This window comes from Tenacibaculum sp. (genome assembly GCF_050290165.1).
In the GTDB taxonomy this organism is placed as follows: Bacteria; Bacteroidota; Bacteroidia; order Flavobacteriales; family Flavobacteriaceae; genus Polaribacter.
Window position 1 is genome coordinate 42,717 of sequence record NZ_JBNKHD010000019.1, and the last position, 16,882, is coordinate 59,598.

Annotated in this window: 11 protein-coding genes and 1 pseudogene; 3 read left to right on the top strand and 9 right to left on the bottom strand. The window is 33.6% G+C overall.

Annotated elements, in window-relative coordinates; all coding sequences use genetic code 11:
- Positions 1-77: 77 nt before the first annotated feature.
- Together ACQY6M_RS15375 and ACQY6M_RS15380 are read left to right on the top strand one after the other, a co-directional pair.
- Positions 78-2,288: a hypothetical protein gene (locus ACQY6M_RS15375; protein ID WP_428740913.1), complete on the top strand. Its 2,211-nt coding sequence runs from the start codon at positions 78-80 to the stop codon at positions 2,286-2,288.
- Between the two features lie 449 nt (positions 2,289-2,737).
- Complete coding sequence (locus tag ACQY6M_RS15380) at positions 2,738-3,790, top strand: thrombospondin type 3 repeat-containing protein (protein ID WP_428740912.1); 1,053 nt, start codon at positions 2,738-2,740, stop codon at positions 3,788-3,790.
- 45 nt (positions 3,791-3,835) lie between these two features.
- Here the strand turns inward: ACQY6M_RS15380 and ACQY6M_RS15385 are convergent, their stop codons facing one another.
- The 5 genes from ACQY6M_RS15385 to rimP all read right to left on the bottom strand — a co-directional run bounded on the left by ACQY6M_RS15385 (position 3,836) and on the right by rimP (position 10,474).
- Complete coding sequence (locus ACQY6M_RS15385; protein ID WP_428740911.1) at positions 3,836-4,261, bottom strand: hypothetical protein; 426 nt, start codon at positions 4,259-4,261, stop codon at positions 3,836-3,838.
- A gap of 87 nt (positions 4,262-4,348) precedes the next feature.
- Complete coding sequence (locus tag ACQY6M_RS15390) at positions 4,349-5,320, bottom strand: M43 family zinc metalloprotease (protein WP_428740910.1); 972 nt, start codon at positions 5,318-5,320, stop codon at positions 4,349-4,351.
- Positions 5,321-5,705: 385 nt separating this feature from the next.
- Positions 5,706-8,615, bottom strand: coding sequence for a translation initiation factor IF-2 (infB, locus tag ACQY6M_RS15395; protein WP_428740909.1), 2,910 nt, complete (start codon positions 8,613-8,615; stop codon positions 5,706-5,708).
- 128 nt (positions 8,616-8,743) lie between these two features.
- A complete protein-coding gene (gene nusA, locus ACQY6M_RS15400) occupies positions 8,744-10,000 on the bottom strand; it encodes a transcription termination factor NusA (protein ID WP_428740908.1) in 1,257 nt (418 codons plus the stop codon).
- A gap of 12 nt (positions 10,001-10,012) precedes the next feature.
- Positions 10,013-10,474: a ribosome assembly cofactor RimP gene (gene rimP / locus ACQY6M_RS15405; protein WP_428740907.1), complete on the bottom strand. Its 462-nt coding sequence runs from the start codon at positions 10,472-10,474 to the stop codon at positions 10,013-10,015.
- Between the two features lie 163 nt (positions 10,475-10,637).
- Between rimP and ACQY6M_RS15410 the strand changes: the two genes are divergently transcribed.
- Positions 10,638-11,465, top strand: coding sequence for a universal stress protein (locus tag ACQY6M_RS15410; RefSeq protein WP_428740906.1), 828 nt, complete (start codon positions 10,638-10,640; stop codon positions 11,463-11,465).
- An 84-nt stretch (positions 11,466-11,549) separates the two neighbouring features.
- Here ACQY6M_RS15410 and ACQY6M_RS15415 read toward each other — a convergent pair whose 3' ends face one another.
- The 4 genes and pseudogenes from ACQY6M_RS15415 to ACQY6M_RS15430 all read right to left on the bottom strand — a co-directional run.
- Positions 11,550-12,611 (bottom strand): imelysin family protein, encoded by a 1,062-nt coding sequence (locus ACQY6M_RS15415; protein WP_428740905.1) that lies wholly within the window; start codon positions 12,609-12,611, stop codon positions 11,550-11,552.
- A 1-nt stretch (position 12,612) separates the two neighbouring features.
- Complete coding sequence (locus tag ACQY6M_RS15420) at positions 12,613-14,013, bottom strand: di-heme oxidoredictase family protein (RefSeq protein ID WP_428740904.1); 1,401 nt, start codon at positions 14,011-14,013, stop codon at positions 12,613-12,615.
- A 71-nt stretch (positions 14,014-14,084) separates the two neighbouring features.
- A complete protein-coding gene (locus tag ACQY6M_RS15425; RefSeq protein WP_428740903.1) occupies positions 14,085-15,287 on the bottom strand; it encodes an imelysin family protein in 1,203 nt (400 codons plus the stop codon).
- A gap of 277 nt (positions 15,288-15,564) precedes the next feature.
- Positions 15,565-16,882 (bottom strand): annotated as a pseudogene (locus ACQY6M_RS15430) (hypothetical protein); the annotation flags it as partial.

The following is a 16,882-nucleotide window of genomic DNA, read 5'->3' on the forward strand; positions in this document are numbered from 1 at the left end:
CAACATTAATTTTATCTGAACACTAAATTAATGTTGGGTTCTTTTTTTTGTAGCAAATAAATTAACTAAAAAACAAAATGAGAAAACAACTTTTTACTTTAATGATAATGGCTGCTACCCTAACTACGGTAGTTTCCTGCGGAGAAGATGATCCTATCCAAACTTCTTCATGTTCTGATGGGATTCAAAATGGAGATGAAACAGGTATAGACTGTGGTGGATCTTGTCAGCCTTGTGCTGAAGCAAATTTATCAGGAGAAATTTTGACTGAAGTAACTTTAGATGCTAGTGTTACTTATAAATTAACTGGTTCATACGTAGTAAAAGAGGGAGGAATTTTAAATATTCCTGCTGGTACAAAAATAGAAGCTACTGGAGGTACTTCTGCTTATATCGCTGTAGCTCAAGGAGGAAAAATCTTTGTTAACGGTAATAAAGATAATCCTGTAATTATGACTTCAGGATCTTCAAACCCTGCTGCTAAAGATTGGGGAGGATTAGTTGTATGTGGTAAAGCTCCTACAAATGTTGGTAGCACTGCTACATCAGAAGTTGCTGGTTTAACTTATGGAGGAAATATTGCTGATGATAACTCTGGTTCTATCCGTTATTTAAGAATTGAATATACTGGTGCTACTTTTAACTCTTCTAAAGAATTTAACGGTCTTTCTTTATTTGGTGTTGGTTCTGGAACTACTTTAGAATATGTACAATCATTCGAAGGTGGAGATGACGGAATCGAATTCTTTGGTGGTACTGTTAATGGTAAATACTTAGTTTCTACCAATTCAGGTGATGATTCTATCGATTTCGCTGATGGATGGGCTGGAACTGGTGAATACTGGTACATTTCTGGAAGCGCTAAAGCTGGTGTAGAAGGATCTAACAATGGAGACAACGGAAATGCTGCTCCTGTTACCAATGCTACTTTAAAAAATATTACAGTTGTAGGACCTGTTACTGAAGGTGCTTTATACTACAAAGAGGGTGGAGGTAACTTTACTATTGATAACTTCTACATCTCAGGAGTTGATTTAGGTGTAAAAGTAAAATCTACAGATGCTGAGGCTGGTACAAGAATTGAAAATGGAGATTTAAAAATGACTAATATCCAATTCGCAGAAAATGTTGATGGTTTTAAATTAACAGATTATACTGGTGCTAATCAGGATTTTATCAACCAAGGTATTGCTTCTGGTGCTGGTAATGGAGCTGCTGCTCCTGATTGGGCTGCTGGATGGACTAGAGGTTTAAGCAATAGTGGAGTTTCTAAAGAAAACTTAGCAGGTCAAGTTACTGGTGAAGTTTCTTTAAAAGCTGATGTAGAGTACCAACTAACAAGTGCTTTTGTAGTAAAAGACGGAGGAAAATTAACAATCCCTGCAGGAACAGTTATCAAAGCTACTGGAGGAACTTCTTCTTACATCGCTGTTGCTCAAGGAGGACAAATCTTTATCAATGGTGAAGCAAACAATCCTGTAGTTATGACTTCAAACTCTGCTACTCCAGCTGCTAAAGATTGGGGAGGATTAGTTGTATGTGGTAAAGCTCCTACAAATGTTGGTTCTGTTTCTACTTCAGAAGTTGCAGGTTTAGCTTACGGTGGAGACGTTGCTAATGACAATTCTGGGTCTATTCGTTATTTAAGAATTGAATATACAGGAGCTTCTTTTAACTCTTCTAAAGAATTTAACGGGCTTTCTTTATTTGGTGTTGGTTCTGGAACTACTTTAGAATATGTACAATCATTCGAAGGTGGAGATGACGGAATCGAATTCTTTGGTGGTACTGTTAATGGTAAATACTTAGTTTCTACTAATTCAGGGGATGATTCTATTGATTTCGCTGATGGATGGGCTGGAACTGGTGAATATTGGTACATTTCTGGAAGCGCTAAAGCTGGTATTGAAGGATCTAACAATGGAGACAACGGAAATGCTGCTCCTGTTACCAATGCTACTTTAAAAAATATCACAGTTGTAGGACCTGTTACTGAAGGTGCTTTATACTACAAAGAAGGTGGAGGTAACTTTACTATTGATAACTTCTACATCTCAGGAGTTGATTTAGGTGTAAAGGTAAAATCTACAGATGTTGAAGCTGCTGTAAGAATTGAAAATAATGATTTAATAATGACTAATGTTCAGTTTGTAAATAATGTAGTTGGCTTTACTTTAACTGATTATACTGGAGCTAACCAATCATTTATTTCTCAAGGAACTGCTACTGGTGCTGGTAACGGTGCTGACGCTCCTGATTGGGCTGCTGGATGGACTAGAGGTATATAAATAGACATTTTAACAAATAATAAAAAACCGAGCAAATTGCTCGGTTTTTTTTATTGTTTATATAACATTGAATTAACTTTCATGAATACAGAGTGTAATTATCTTGTATGATAATTTAAGTTTAAAAATTTTAATATGAAAAAAGTATTTTTACACTCCTTTTATTTGCATTTTACGCATTCAGAGTTAACGCTCAATATGAGATAGGTTATGAAACAAGATATTTAGGAGTAAACCAGTCCGATGCCGAAAGCTCTTGGTGTTCGGGTAATATTTCTAACAGTAGTGTTTTAGGACGATTTAATGTATTATCTAGTTCGGAGAATCCTCTAACCCTAAACAAACTGTATAAGAGAAATGAAAATGGAGAAATTCGTTATTATTATATAATAAGAAAGAATGCAAATACTTATAGCGATAGAGATTCTTTTTTAAGTTCAAACTTTACCATGTTGAATCCTTTGTGTGAAACAGGATATGAAACAAGATATTTAGGAACTAATGAATCAAATGCTAAAAACATAGTATGTTCTGGAAATGCTTCAAATAGCGGAAACTTGTCACGTTTTAATGTGTTATCTACTGTAGGAGGAAGTCCGTTAGAAACTAATAAGTTGTATAAAAATAATGAAGATGATGTACTCTATTTTTATTACATAGTAAGAAAAAACACAAGTGCTTATAGTGATAGAGATTCATATTCAGCTTCAAATTTCACCAAATTAATTCCGTTTTGTGATAATGATAATGACGGAGTTGAGAATAGTGTAGATAATTGTGTGAATTCATCAAACCCTGATCAAGCAGATTCAGATGGAGACGGAGTAGGAAATGTTTGCGATAGCTGTCCAACTCAAGCAGGTCCTTCTTCAAATAATGGTTGTCCTGTAGGTAACCCTGATTTAAAACCTAGCAATATTATTATATATAGTGAATGTACTTCGTGTTCTTCAAATTTAGATAATTTAGGATCTAACAAACATATTATTTCTAGGAATGGTGGTATACTTTCTATGAATATAGTCATAGAAAATATTGGTAACGCAAACTCTTATCCAACAAAAATAAATTTCTACACCTCATTAAACGGCAACACTTTAGATGCTAGCGATTATAAATTAACTCTACAAAACTCAACTAGCATTTCTTCTATCAATAAAGGAAGCTATAAAACACTATCTACTACTATTTTTGGAAGTGAAATAAAAACAGGTGATAGTTATGATGCTGTTCATTATGGAAATTATTATATAATTGGAGAAATTGAAAACATTAATGAATCTAATGATAACAATAATACATTTGTAATTCCTATATATTTTAGAGAGTATATGAGTAAAACCCCGACTCAGTTAACCATACATGATATAAATGGTAATAAGATTGAAGAAACAACTATTAATAGTAAATCTGAAGAAACTGAAATTATCAAAAAATTACCTAAAGGACTTTATTTCATAAATAAGGACGGTAAAAAAAGTAAAATTTACAAAAAGAATTAATATTCTTTTTCCTTATAAAAAAGCCGAGCAAATTGCTCGGTTTTTTTATTCTTTTAAATTAGAAAGGTTATATAAAAAATCTTCTAACTTTTTTAATTCTTTGGGTGGGTTTCCTGCATCAAAAGTAGTTGATGTATACTCTTTATCTCCTATTTTAATCACAAATTCCGCATGCAAAGCTCCATCTGTTATTCTCTTTTCACTTGGCGCTTTTAAAGCCGCTATTCCTTCTAAATTTAAAGCACCAACTATTTCTTTCAATTCATCTAATTGCTTTTTTGAAACTTCTTTAGTTCCTTCACCTTGATTTGATTTATAAGACAGTTTACTTCCTTCAACTGTTATTTGGATTAAACTTCCTCTAGTTTGAGCTTCATAGGCTATAGTATCAAAACTTTTAGCGGTGTTTTGAGCTGCACAGTTCGTCATTAATAAAAAAACTACTGGCGCTATTATTTTTAAGTATTTCATCTATTCTTATCTTTTATAATTTACCTTAATAAAAAGACGCTCTTTAATTAAAGAACGTCTTAATATATGAATTCGTATTAGATCTGATTAGTCTGCCATAGTAGCTCTAAATCCACCTGGAGCAAAAACTGCATCCATTCTAGCTTTTTGACCTTCTGTAAACATATACATACAGCTATCGTCAGAATAATCCATAAAGTTCATCGTCATGTTAGCACTTCCACACTCAATTACTGGGTAAGTAGGACATCCTCTACTATTACCATCTGCATCTGGAGTATCATCTACAAAGTCGCTAGCGCCACATCCTCCGTCACCCCAAATGTGACGTAAGTTAAAATAGTGACCTACTTCGTGTGTAGCTGTTCTTTGGTTACGCCCTACAAATTTGTGTGCTAAAACTACACCGTCTGTTGACCAGCTACCTCCAGGGAACTGAGCATATCCTAAAATTTGACCTCCGTGATATGGCATTACGTTAACCACCCAAATATTTAAAAACTCTTGTGGGTTTACAACATCACTACCTCCAGACGAAGTAAATTTCATAGAGTCGTCTGGTCTCCAGCTTCTCTTTTTAGTGTTTTCTACTCTAATTACATCTTCAAGAGCAAAATCAATATTCACATTCGCTTCTACTCCTGCAAATTCTGCTGGCATAGCACCTCTGTTAGGGTTTTGCATATTAAAGTCTTCGTTTAACGCTGCAATTTGATCCTGTAATACCGATAAAGCTAAATTTTCACTTGCTTGACGATAAATTACGTGAAAAACAACTGGAATCTGAATTTTCCCATTTACTAATCGTGCAGATACTTCTCCTCTTTTTACTTTTTCGATGTAGTTAGCGGTAAAATTTTCAATGTTCTCCATGCTACTTTTTAAGCTAGGATCTTTAGCCATATTCGCATTTAAAACATCGTTAGCAAAACATTGTTGATCTGCTTTTTGTAAAACTGAAGCTTCTACTTCAGGTTCTGAATTTGGGTTTTGTTCATTGGTTTGGCAACCTACTAAAATTCCAGCAGCAATTGCCATGGTAAGAAAAATTCTTTTCATGTTGTGAAAAATTTAAAAATTAGTTATTTGTAAACACTTTATGTGTTCTTTGTTTTGTCAAAAAACTAGTAACAAAACTTTTAAAAAAGAAGTTGTTAATTTTTTGTTATTTTAATAACAAATTGAAGGGTTTTTTAACGAAATCTAATATACACATATTTAAAAACCCTCCAAAAATAATTTAACAACTGGTTTACAACACCTTAAACCCTTTATACATCAATCCTAAAGCTATTTCAGTTTGAAAAAATTTTCAATACAAACTTTATAGAAAACAGTAAAAAACGTCAAATGGAAAAAATCTTCTATTATTTTTTTTAAAGTTTTAATCAAAAAAAAAGACGCCTTTAAAAGGCGTCTTTTTTATTTATATAACTTAGTACTACTACTTAAGTTTTTTCTTAACTGCTACTTCAATGTAAGCCTCGATAACGTCACCTTCTTGAATGTCGTTATATCCTTTGATTTGAAGTCCACAATCGTATCCTTTCGTTACTTCTTTAACATCGTCTTTAAAACGTTTTAATGAAGTTAATTCACCATCATGAACAACGATTCCTTCTCTAACAATACGAACTTTAGAATCTCTTGTAATCTTACCTGACATAACCATACATCCTGCAATGTTACCAACCTTAGAAATCTTATAAACTTCTCTAATTTCAACATTACCAAGAACTTCTTCTTTCATTTCAGGAGATAACATTCCTTCCATCGCATCTTTCAAGTCGTTGATAGCATCATAGATGATTGAGTACGTTCTGATATCTACTTCTTCTCTATCGGCTACGGCACGTGCATTACCTTGCGGACGTACATTAAATCCAACAATAATGGCATCAGATGCAGTTGCTAACAATACGTCAGACTCTGTAATAGCACCAACTCCTTTATGGATGATATTTACTTGAATTTCTTCAGTAGATAATTTTTGGAATGAATCTGTTAAGGCTTCTACCGAACCATCCACATCTCCTTTTAAGATGATGTTTAATTCTTTGAAATCTCCTAATGCGATACGACGTCCAATTTCTGCAAGTGTCAATGTTTTCTGAGTTCTTACAGATTGTTCACGTTGTAATTGAGAACGTTTTGCTGCAATTTGTTTTGCCTCGCGTTCATCATCAAATACATTGAACTTATCTCCTGCTTGTGGTGCACCATCTAAACCTAAGATTGATACTGGCATAGAAGGTCCTGCTTCTTTTACTTTTTTACCTTTATCATCAAACATAGCTCTTACTTTACCACTATGTTTTCCGGCTAAGATATAATCTCCAATTTTTAAAGTACCTGCTTGTACTAAAATCGTAGATACATACCCTCTACCTTTATCTAATAAGGCTTCTACTACAGCACCATTAGCGTTTTTATTAGGGTTTGCTTTTAACTCTAATACTTCTGCTTCTAACAACACCTTTTCTAGTAATTCATCAACCCCTTGTCCTGTTTTTGCAGAAATCTCTTGTGATTGAATACTACCTCCCCAATCTTCTACTAATAAGTTCATAGCAGATAATTGTGTTTTGATATTGTCTGGATTTGCGTTTGGCTTATCTATTTTGTTAATCGCAAATACAATTGGTACTCCTGCTGCTTGTGCATGAGCAATTGCCTCTTTTGTTTGCGGCATTACATCATCATCGGCAGCAACTACAATAATAACTAAGTCGGTAACCTGAGCTCCACGAGCACGCATTGCTGTAAAGGCCTCGTGACCAGGGGTATCTAAGAACGTAATTCTTTGATCTCCAACTTTTACAGAGTATGCACCAATGTGCTGTGTAATTCCACCTGATTCTCCCTCAATTACGTTTGCTTTACGAACATAATCTAATAATGAAGTTTTACCGTGATCTACGTGTCCCATTACTGTTACAATAGGTGCACGTGTAATTAAATCTTCTGGACTATCTTCTATCTCTTCAATTGCTTCTTCTACTTCAGCTCCAACAAACTCTACAGTGTAATTGAACTCTTCTGCAACAATTGATAATGTTTCTGCATCTAAACGTTGGTTCATTGTTACCATCATTCCTAGCATCATACATGTAGAAATAATTTGAGTAACTGGAACATCCATCATCGTAGCAACCTCACTTACTGTAACAAACTCAGTTACTTTTAACACTTTGCTTTCTGCTTGTGCTGCTTGTAATTCTGCCTCACTTTGTTGACGGTGAGCATCTCTCTTGTCTCTACGATACTTTGCACCTTTTCCTTTTTTAGATTTCCCTTGAAGTTTCTCTAAGGTTTCTCTAACTTGTTTTTGGATTTGTGCTTCAGTTAACTCTTCTTTCGGAGCTACACTTGGCCTTCTACCGCCTCGTTGTTGTCCACCTCGGTTTTGACCACCTCTTTGTTGTCCTCCTCGATTTTGACCTTGGTTTGGCCCTTGATTAGGTCTTGCTGCATTTCCTCCTCCAGCAGCACCAGCTGGTTTACTGATTCTCTTACGCTTCTTCTTATCTCCTTCGCTTACAGCTCCTTTATTCTCAGGTTTTTTCTTCTTAGGTCTTTCAAATTGCTTTAAATCAATTTTTTGACCTGTAATTTTAGGACCGTCTAATTTTTTATACTGAGTTTTTATTTTTTCAGCATTTTCTGGAGTAATTTCAACCTCTCTTTCCGGTTTTTTTACTTCTGCAGCTTTAGTTTCAACTGTTTTTGCCACTTCTTTTGGTTGTTGTTCTATTTTAACTTCCTTTTTAGGAGTTTCAATTACAGTTTCTTTCGGCTTTTCAGCTTTTTGAGGCTCTGGCTTCTTTTCTTCAACCTTTACAGGCTCTTCTACTTTTTTAGCTTCTTGAACTGGTTCTTCTACTTTTTTAGTTTCTTGAACTGGTTCTTCTTCTTTAGTAACTTCTACCTCTTGTTTAGTAACTTCTACTTCTTGCTTCTTTGCAGGCTCTGGTTGTTGTTCTACTACTTTACCAGTTTCAACATCAATCTTTCCTACAGTTTTAAGTTCTAACTTTTCAGCTTTGGCTTTTAAAACTTCTTGTTTTTTAGCTTCCTCCTCTAATCGTTTCTTCTCTTGCTCCTCTTCTAATTGCTGACGAATTGCCTCTTTTTCTTTTCTCTTTTCTTCACTTACTTCCTTAGAGGCCACCTTTTTAGATTTATCTGTTTGAAAACCATCAAATAAAATTTGATATTCTTCATCAGATATTTTAGTAGTAGGACGAGCTTCTATATCATGACCATTCTTTGCCAAGTGTTCTACAGCCCTATCTAAAGAAATGTTTAATTCTCTTAAAACCTTATTTAGTCTTAACTTTTTGCCTTCAGCCATATATTGTTTAATACTTTTTTATTCAAAAAACACACTTTATACTTAACGTATAGTTATGTTTTTTTTCTTTTTTTGCTAGCTTTTATAGATTTCTATCACATAGGATGCTAACTTCCTTTTATTAATTTTTAGTCTTCGAATTCTTCTCTTAAAATTCGTTGAACATCTAAAATAGTTTCTTCTTCTAAATCGGTTCTTTGTACTAACATTGACACGTCTTTTTCTAAAACGCTCTTCGCTGTATCTAAACCTATTTTCTTGAATTCTTCAATTACCCAAGCTTCGATTTCGTCAGAGAATTCTGTTAACTCTACATCTTCTTCTTCAAGACCTTCTCTTTTAACGTCGATTTCGTAACCTGTTAATTCACTTGCTAAACGAATATTAACTCCAGCTCTACCAATTGCTTTTGATACTTCTTCTGGTTTTAATAAAACCTCTACACGTCCTTTTTTACCATTTTTCTCTTCGTCGAACATTTCTATTTCAACAGAAGTTACTTTTGCTGGACTTAATGCTCTAGCTACAAATAATTGCTCATTCTTGGTATAGTTAATTACGTCGATGTTTTCGTTTCCTAACTCACGAACAATACCGTGAATACGAGAACCTTTTACACCAACACAAGCCCCTACAGGGTCAATTCTATCATCGTACGAATCTACAGCAATTTTTGCTTTATCTCCAGGAATTCTTGCAACACCTTCAATCGTAATTAAACCATCAAAAACTTCAGGAATTTCTTGTTCAAATAATTTCACTAAGAACGCTGGTGAAGTTCTTGATAATATAATCGTTGGTTTATTACCTCTTAACTCTACCGATTTAATCACCCCACGAACCGCATCTCCTTTTCTAAAAAAGTCTGAACGGATTTGCTCACTCTTTGGTAATACGATTTCGTTTCCTTCATCATCTAACAAAATTACAGCATTATGGCGAATATGGTGCACTTCTGCACTATAAATTTCACCTTCTAAATCTTTAAACTGCTTAAATATGTTAGTACTATCGTGCTCGTGAATTTTAGATATTAAGTTTTGACGCAATGCTAAAATGGCACGTCTCCCTAAATCTATTAATTTTACTTCTTCAGATACGTCTTCACCAATTTCAAAATCTGGCTCAATTTTTCTCGCCTCTGAAAGTTCAATTTCTTCATTATCGTCTTCAGACATCCCGTCTGCAACCACTACTCGGTTTCTCCAAATCTCCAAATCTCCTTTATCTGGATTGATAATAATATCAAAGTTATCGTCAGACCCAAACCTACGTTTTAAGGCTGCACGAAATACTTCTTCTAAGATAGACATTAAGGTTACCCTGTCTATACTCTTATTATCTTTAAATTCCGAAAACGATTCAATTAACGCAATATTTTCCATTACATTCTCTAATTAAAATATGATCTTCACTTTTGCTTCTTTAATATCTTGATACGCTAGTGTTATTGTTTTTTCTACCGTATGCTTTCCTTTGCCTACTGGCTTTGGCTCTCTTGCTTTCCATTGTAACGTAATAGTATCTTCCGTTACTTCGGTTAATGTTCCTTCGAATTCTTCAGTTGCTGTTTTAACTTGTAGAATTCGATTGATATTCTTTTTATACTGACGATTAACAGTTAACGGGCGTGCAATATCTGGTGTGGTAACTTCTAACGAAAAATCTTCTTCTTCTCGATCTAAATTATGTTCGATTTTTCTACTAATACGAATACACTCACTTAACGGTACTCCTAAATCTCCATCTACTATTACCTTTATTTTATTGTCTGACAAAAACTGTAAGTCTATTAAATATAACGACTCGTTTTCTTGCAAAGCTTCTTGTAATAATTCCTTAACTCGTTGTTGATTCATCTTAGGTATAAAAAGAGGGGACTATCGTCCCCTTCATCTATCTGATTAATAAATTTGCTGCAAATATAGTAAGTTATTCATTAACATACAAATACAATTGCTTTTCTTTTTTAAGTTCTTTTTCGTATATTACGGTAACTATCTCTCTTTAAATCTTTCTATTATGAAAAAAATACTTGTTCCTATCGATTTTTCAAAACCTTCAGAGCACGCATCTAAGCTTGCGGCCAAAATTTCTAAAAAAACAGATAGTGAAGTTCATTTACTACATATGGTTGAGCTTCCTACGGGAGTTATAGACATGGGTGTTGGAAATAATTTTAGTATTCCAGAAAGCATGTTATACATTAGAAAAGTTCGTGAAAGACTGCTTGATTATAAACTACGATATTTTTCTAATGATGAAAATGTAAAATACGCAATCCTCTTTAAAAATCCTTATGATGGAATTTGCGATTATGTTAAAAAAAATGATATCGACTTTATTATTATGGGGGCTAAAGGACATACTCCGTTAGAAGAAATTCTTATTGGCTCTAATACAGAAAAAGTTGTTAGAACGTCTGAAGTTCCTGTTTTGGTTACTAAAAAAAACGGGGAGAATTTTAGCCCCAAAAATTTAGTTTTTGCTTCAAGCTTTAAGCCAGAAAAAAACCAAGCCTTTGAACGCTTTTTAGAGTTTGCTCGTAACTTCGACAGTACTATCCATTTATTAAAAATTAATACGCCTCAAAAATTTGAGGATAGTCAACACACAAATGAACGTATTCAAAACTTTATCAATAAATATGGTTTAAAAAATTACTCTATAAATATTTATAACGATTCTTCAATCGAAAAAGGTATTCTAAATTTTTCTAACAAAATTAATGCAGATATCATTGCCTTGGCAACACATGGTAGAAGTGGTCTATCACATATTTTTAATGGTAGCATTACCAAACACTTGGCTAAAAAATCTATCAAACCAATGCTTACCTTTAAAGTTTAATGAAATTGAGAACAAAAAGAGAGCCAGAAAGTATATTCTTTCTGGCTCTCTTTTTGGGTTTAATAAAACGACTACTATAATAAACTAGTCTCCGTCGTTATCAGTAACTGTAATGATTACTGAGAGTGTACTAGCCACATCGGATTTTAATAACACTAATAAATCTCGAACAGCATTGTATAAATTAGTTACCTCTTCTTTTTCATTGACAAGAGCTTCTTTTAATGAAGTAGTTTTAAGTTTTAACAAAATAGTATTAAGTGTCTCAAATTGCGCTTCAATTCTATTATTAAGTTCTTGAGTATTAGTTATAGAAAAGACATAATCATCTAAACCATTTTCATCGCCAAAGTATAGTTTTTTTATCCCTTCAAGATTTTGTTCTATCAAAAACAAAGAATAGCTACTCTTTTCAGCCTGTAATAGTGTAGCGTCAACAGCAGTTGTCTTTTCAATTCCTGCTGGTTGTCCAATTTTAAAACTTTTTACATCTTCTAACAAAGCATACATACTGTTAACTACTTGGTTCACTCCACCGTTAATTCCAGTTGCATTATTCTCTATAAAAGTATCCTTAAAATTATCCCATAAAGAAGTGTACGTTGTTATTTTTTCTTCTAAGTTTTCTCCTAAGGTTTTTAAATACTTCAATCTTCTTGTATTTTTAAAATCTTCTAAGGTTTCTGCTACTGACTTTTCATAAATCAAAAACTCAATTGCGCTTAATCCTCTCGTGTTGGTAGCTACTGAATTGAAAGCTTCTTTACTAATTTCATTGGTAGAGGCTATATAACTCTCAATCGCACTTTCATTAGCACTCCAACTATAAAATGCCGTTTGAATAAAAGAATCTTTTATATCACCAATATTCAACACTTCAATTAACGAATAGTTTGCAGCTGCTTGCTTCCAAGCTTCTTTTAACAAGTTTAAATTTTGCTCATTTACAGTATTCGCAAAAGTTATAATACTATTGTTTAACTGTGTTATACTCTCTGAAAAATCTGCTACTACAGGTGCTTCAACAGAATTTATAATATCAACTCTAAGTTGTTTTACATTAAAACTATTTGTTGGCTCTGTATTATCACTGCTACAAGAAATTAAAAGTGCTAACAGAAATATAGATGTAATTTTTTTTATCATGTTACAAAGAGTTTATAAAAGATAAAACGGCCGCTCTATCTTCCTTGGTTAAGTTTACATATTCTTCTTTACTTTTACTAGCTTCACCACCATGCCACAGTATAGCTTCTTCAATATTACGTGCTCTACCATCATGCAATAAAAAAGTGTGTCCGTTTACTGTATTTATCATTCCTATTCCCCATAAAGGTTGCGTACGCCACTCTTTTCCTGTTGCATTAAAATCAGGTCTATTATCCGCTAAATCATCTCCCATATCGTGCAATAAAAAATCAGAAAAAGGTCTTATTGTAACATTTTCTAAAGTTGGGTTAAAAGGATAATCATTAGAAGTAGTAAAAGATTCTACATGACAACTTGCACATTTCATCTCTCTAAAAAGTTGTTTCCCTTTTAAAACATTTTCATCTTTAAAATTTCTTCGAATAGGAACTGATAGCGAAGTTGAATAGATCATAACATTATGCAATGACTTGTCTGTCACTTCTGGACTTCCTCCATTAGGAGCATCATAACAATCATTTTGAGGTGACGGACAATTTTCATCAGGAAATAATGACGTTGTTAATCCCATGTCACCATTAAAAGCACCTGCCACTTGTTGTTTTAAATTAGGTTGATTGGCTTTCCAACCAAATCTACCTAACTCAGTTGTTTTAGTGACCACATTCCAAACATAATTTGGTTTACCAGAAATACCATCATTATCCACATCGTTCTCATCAGCGTTTGCTAGAATAGCTTCCGTAGCAATGGCATCTACTAATCCTAAACCAATAACTTGTTGTCCAACTCTTGGTGAGGTCAACACATCTTGTAAAGAACCAAATTGCTCTTCACCAATACTATAAATAGGCTTTTGTAATTCATAAGCTTCTCCGTCAGCAAAAGCCCCATTGATGGTTTCATATCTCACCGTTACTTTAGCTTCAAATGGAATACCAAAATTAGCATGTTCTTGAATTTGATCACCATAACCAAGAACAGGATTAGGTCCTCCATTTTCACCTACACCAAGAGTACTTATCCTCATTAAAAAACCAGTAGAAAATTCTTGTCCTACCTCTATAGGCTTACCTCTACCATCTTTATCATGACACGAACTACAAGCTCTCGCATTAAAAAGAGGCCCTAAACCATCTCTAGCAGTAGTAGAAGATGGAGCACTCACCCAATTTTGACGAAATAGTGAGTTACCGGCAAAAAATAAAATATCGTCTGTTTCTGACAAGCCTGGAACTGCCTGATCAAAAGCATTGGCTCCCAAAATAGTAGTTGTTAATTTACCTGCAGATAATTCTTCTCCACTTTCGTATTTATAAACAGGAGTATAATCATCATCTGTGCTACAAGAAAACAACATTAGGATAACCATACATGGAAAAAAGAAACTTTTTTTCATTGTGTTTACTATTTTACATTCAAAAATCAAGCTGCTATATAGCAGCTTGATTTTACTTAGTTTATAATTGATTATACTGATGGATCAATGTTCTTATTAGAAATTGTTTTCCCTGCTTGAACCAGTTTATCTCCTTGCCTTCTTAAGGAAGAAACAGTAGACATGATAGGTTTACTTGTATTATCTTCAGTTTCACCAATAATTTGATAATCGAAAAACTTTTTATCAGATATCTCTTGTACCTTTACCATTACTTCATCTGCTGTACTTTTTAAAGAAGCACTTTCTGTTGAATTCACCAATTTTAAAACTTCTAGTAATGAAGTTCCTGAAATTTTAGTCCCGTCAACTTTGGTATATGTTCCGTTAATGATATTGTTTATTGATAATGCATTTAAAAAGATATCTCTGTGTGTATTATCAGAAAAACAAGAATGCTCATCTTCTTGATCTTGATTTACAACAGCAGTAGCTATTCTTTCTCCTGCTAATTCTCCGTTACTTAATTTTGCAGCACCTGTTAAGATTTTTTCAATAGCATTGTCTTTCGATAAAGCTAAAAACTCATCTCTGTATGCTGCTCCTGGTTTCCACTGCACAACTACCGATTCTAAATCTTCAACCAAAATATCAACCGCAATTTTTAAATAGCTCTTACGTCTATCTGCGTTTTCTTTTGTAGTATAATCAGTAAAAGGTCTTTGACCCGCTTTTTTTTCTGATGGATCAGTAATATCTTGACCCCACAATAAAAATTCTATCGCGTGGTAACCTAACGTAACATTAGTTTCTCCACCTTCTCCATTTAAAGATTTAATATTCTCTGCTGTCAATTCAAAAGTATTATCAGCAATTAAGTTTTTTGAACTTCCTTCTGTTCCACCAACTACATAATCGATAAGCCCTTCATCTAATGGCCACGCATTAATAGAACCTTCAGGCTCCCCTTCTGCAGAACCATCAATTGGACCGTTATAAAAACGATAAGCTTCTGTTTGTCCGTAAGGTTCACGTGCTTCTAACCAAGCTTCTTTTGCTGCTTCAAATTTTATTGCATCTGGCACATCAACAAAACTATAAATAGCTGTTTGTAATTCTTTTGCTTTAGACAAAGCATCATTATAATTTGCCTCTACAATATTTACATAATTCGTAACAAATTCTGTTTTTGCTGTTTCAATAGCAGTCTCTGATATTACTTCGTTGTTATCTGAACAACTTGCAAGAGTAGCAATACCAAAAATTAGTAAAGGGGTTCTTAAAATCTTATTCATTTTATTTAGATTTATTTAAAATAATGAGCAAAAATAAGTTTGTTATAGATATAAACAAGATTTTTTTACAATTATTTAGTCTTTTTCTAAATAACGAGATACTCTATAATAAATACTTTAAAAAAGAATATTACTTAAGTATTTGATAATAAAAGTAAAGGCACTAAGATTAACTCTTAGTACCTCTACTTTTAACTAATTTAACTTTTTAAGAATAAGTTTAGAGAAGCTTATATTAAAACTATACTTCTCTAAACTATTCTATCTATAACTCAGATTACTTTCTTTTTTTAGGTCGCATTGCTATAATTTTCTTATTAGCAACACCTCTATCTGTAATCAATCTTACAATTAAAGCTTGATTTTGTACATCTGATAAATCCACTTTAATTTGTTCTCTGGTTCCTTTAATGTAAGAGTTATTTTCAATTCTCTTAATTAAAATACCATTCATACTATAGAATTCAATGGCAACGTCTGTATCAAACTTATACTCATATTCTATAGTTATTTCATTTTTAAATGGTACAGGATATGCACTAAAGTTTGATTGTTCTTGCTGTTGAACAGTTTCAATAGCTTGCCCTTGACAATGTACTGAACCTTCAGGAGTATATGTTCCTCCATTATCAACAGATTCATGACATCTACAAACCTCTTCACATGTTACTGCATGAGCAATTATGTAAATTGGTCCGCTAGCTTCAATAGGTCCTACCGTATAATTCGATACATAATCTAAAGTACTCGTATTGAAATTATACTGTCCAGGTGCTACTGTTTCTTTTCCATTCTTCGTAGGATATTTTTCACATCCTATATATACATGTGCAACACTCATTACGTACCCTTCATATAGATTGTATTCTACCGTTACGAATCCATCTTGATAAGTAATTGTTACCTCTCCTGATTGTACTCCATTAGAAGTATCACATTGTGCGGCTCCAGTATACAACGGTAAGACATAAACTCCTTCTTCAGCAAAGTAGTTTGTCCAACCCCAACGATTAAAGCCATCATCTAAGAAACATGTGTAGTCGTTACCTCTTGCAAATGCAGTACCACAGTTTTCAAAAAGATCCATTTTAACTGCTAGAGTTACTGTTTCTGTTGCAGTATTACCACAGTCGTCTGTAGCTGTAAACACATAATCTGCATACATAGCACATCCTTCTGTTCTTTGATTTGTTGGGTAAGCAATCAAATCGCCACCTACTGCACAATTATCTGTCCATTTTGCATTGAGTACTTCTGGTAATTCAGCATCACATATTTCATATGATTCAGGTAAATCAGTAATCACTGGGTCAGTCATATCGTAATCTCTAGATACTAATGTTGTCTCGGTATCGGTGTTTCCACAATCATCAGTAACCATAAAAGTATACAGTCTGTATTGAGTACAACCGTCTTCGCTATCTGGTTGATTGACTCCACCATCAGACAAGATACCTTGACCACCTGCTGAACAGTTATCTGTCCAATCGGTAGTTAAGTTCTCTGGCCATGGGGTGTTACAACCTTCTAACTTATAATCGGGTACATCAACAATCTCTGGATTGGTTACATCGTAATCTCTAGATACTAATGTT

What these genes read in the sequence shown, in the direction of transcription:
- ACQY6M_RS15415 (WP_428740905.1), bottom strand. Translation starts at nt 12,611, where the DNA reads ATGATAAAAAAAATTACATCTATATTTCTGTTAGCACTTTTAATTTCT.
- ACQY6M_RS15380 (WP_428740912.1), top strand. Translation starts at nt 2,738, where the DNA reads ATGTTGAATCCTTTGTGTGAAACAGGATATGAAACAAGATATTTAGGA.
- ACQY6M_RS15385 (WP_428740911.1), bottom strand. Translation starts at nt 4,261, where the DNA reads ATGAAATACTTAAAAATAATAGCGCCAGTAGTTTTTTTATTAATGACG.
- ACQY6M_RS15390 (WP_428740910.1), bottom strand. Translation starts at nt 5,320, where the DNA reads ATGAAAAGAATTTTTCTTACCATGGCAATTGCTGCTGGAATTTTAGTA.
- rimP (WP_428740907.1), bottom strand. Translation starts at nt 10,474, where the DNA reads ATGAATCAACAACGAGTTAAGGAATTATTACAAGAAGCTTTGCAAGAA.
- ACQY6M_RS15410 (WP_428740906.1), top strand. Translation starts at nt 10,638, where the DNA reads ATGAAAAAAATACTTGTTCCTATCGATTTTTCAAAACCTTCAGAGCAC.
- ACQY6M_RS15375 (WP_428740913.1), top strand. Translation starts at nt 78, where the DNA reads ATGAGAAAACAACTTTTTACTTTAATGATAATGGCTGCTACCCTAACT.
- ACQY6M_RS15425 (WP_428740903.1), bottom strand. Translation starts at nt 15,287, where the DNA reads ATGAATAAGATTTTAAGAACCCCTTTACTAATTTTTGGTATTGCTACT.
- infB (WP_428740909.1), bottom strand. Translation starts at nt 8,615, where the DNA reads ATGGCTGAAGGCAAAAAGTTAAGACTAAATAAGGTTTTAAGAGAATTA.
- ACQY6M_RS15420 (WP_428740904.1), bottom strand. Translation starts at nt 14,013, where the DNA reads ATGAAAAAAAGTTTCTTTTTTCCATGTATGGTTATCCTAATGTTGTTT.
- nusA (WP_428740908.1), bottom strand. Translation starts at nt 10,000, where the DNA reads ATGGAAAATATTGCGTTAATTGAATCGTTTTCGGAATTTAAAGATAAT.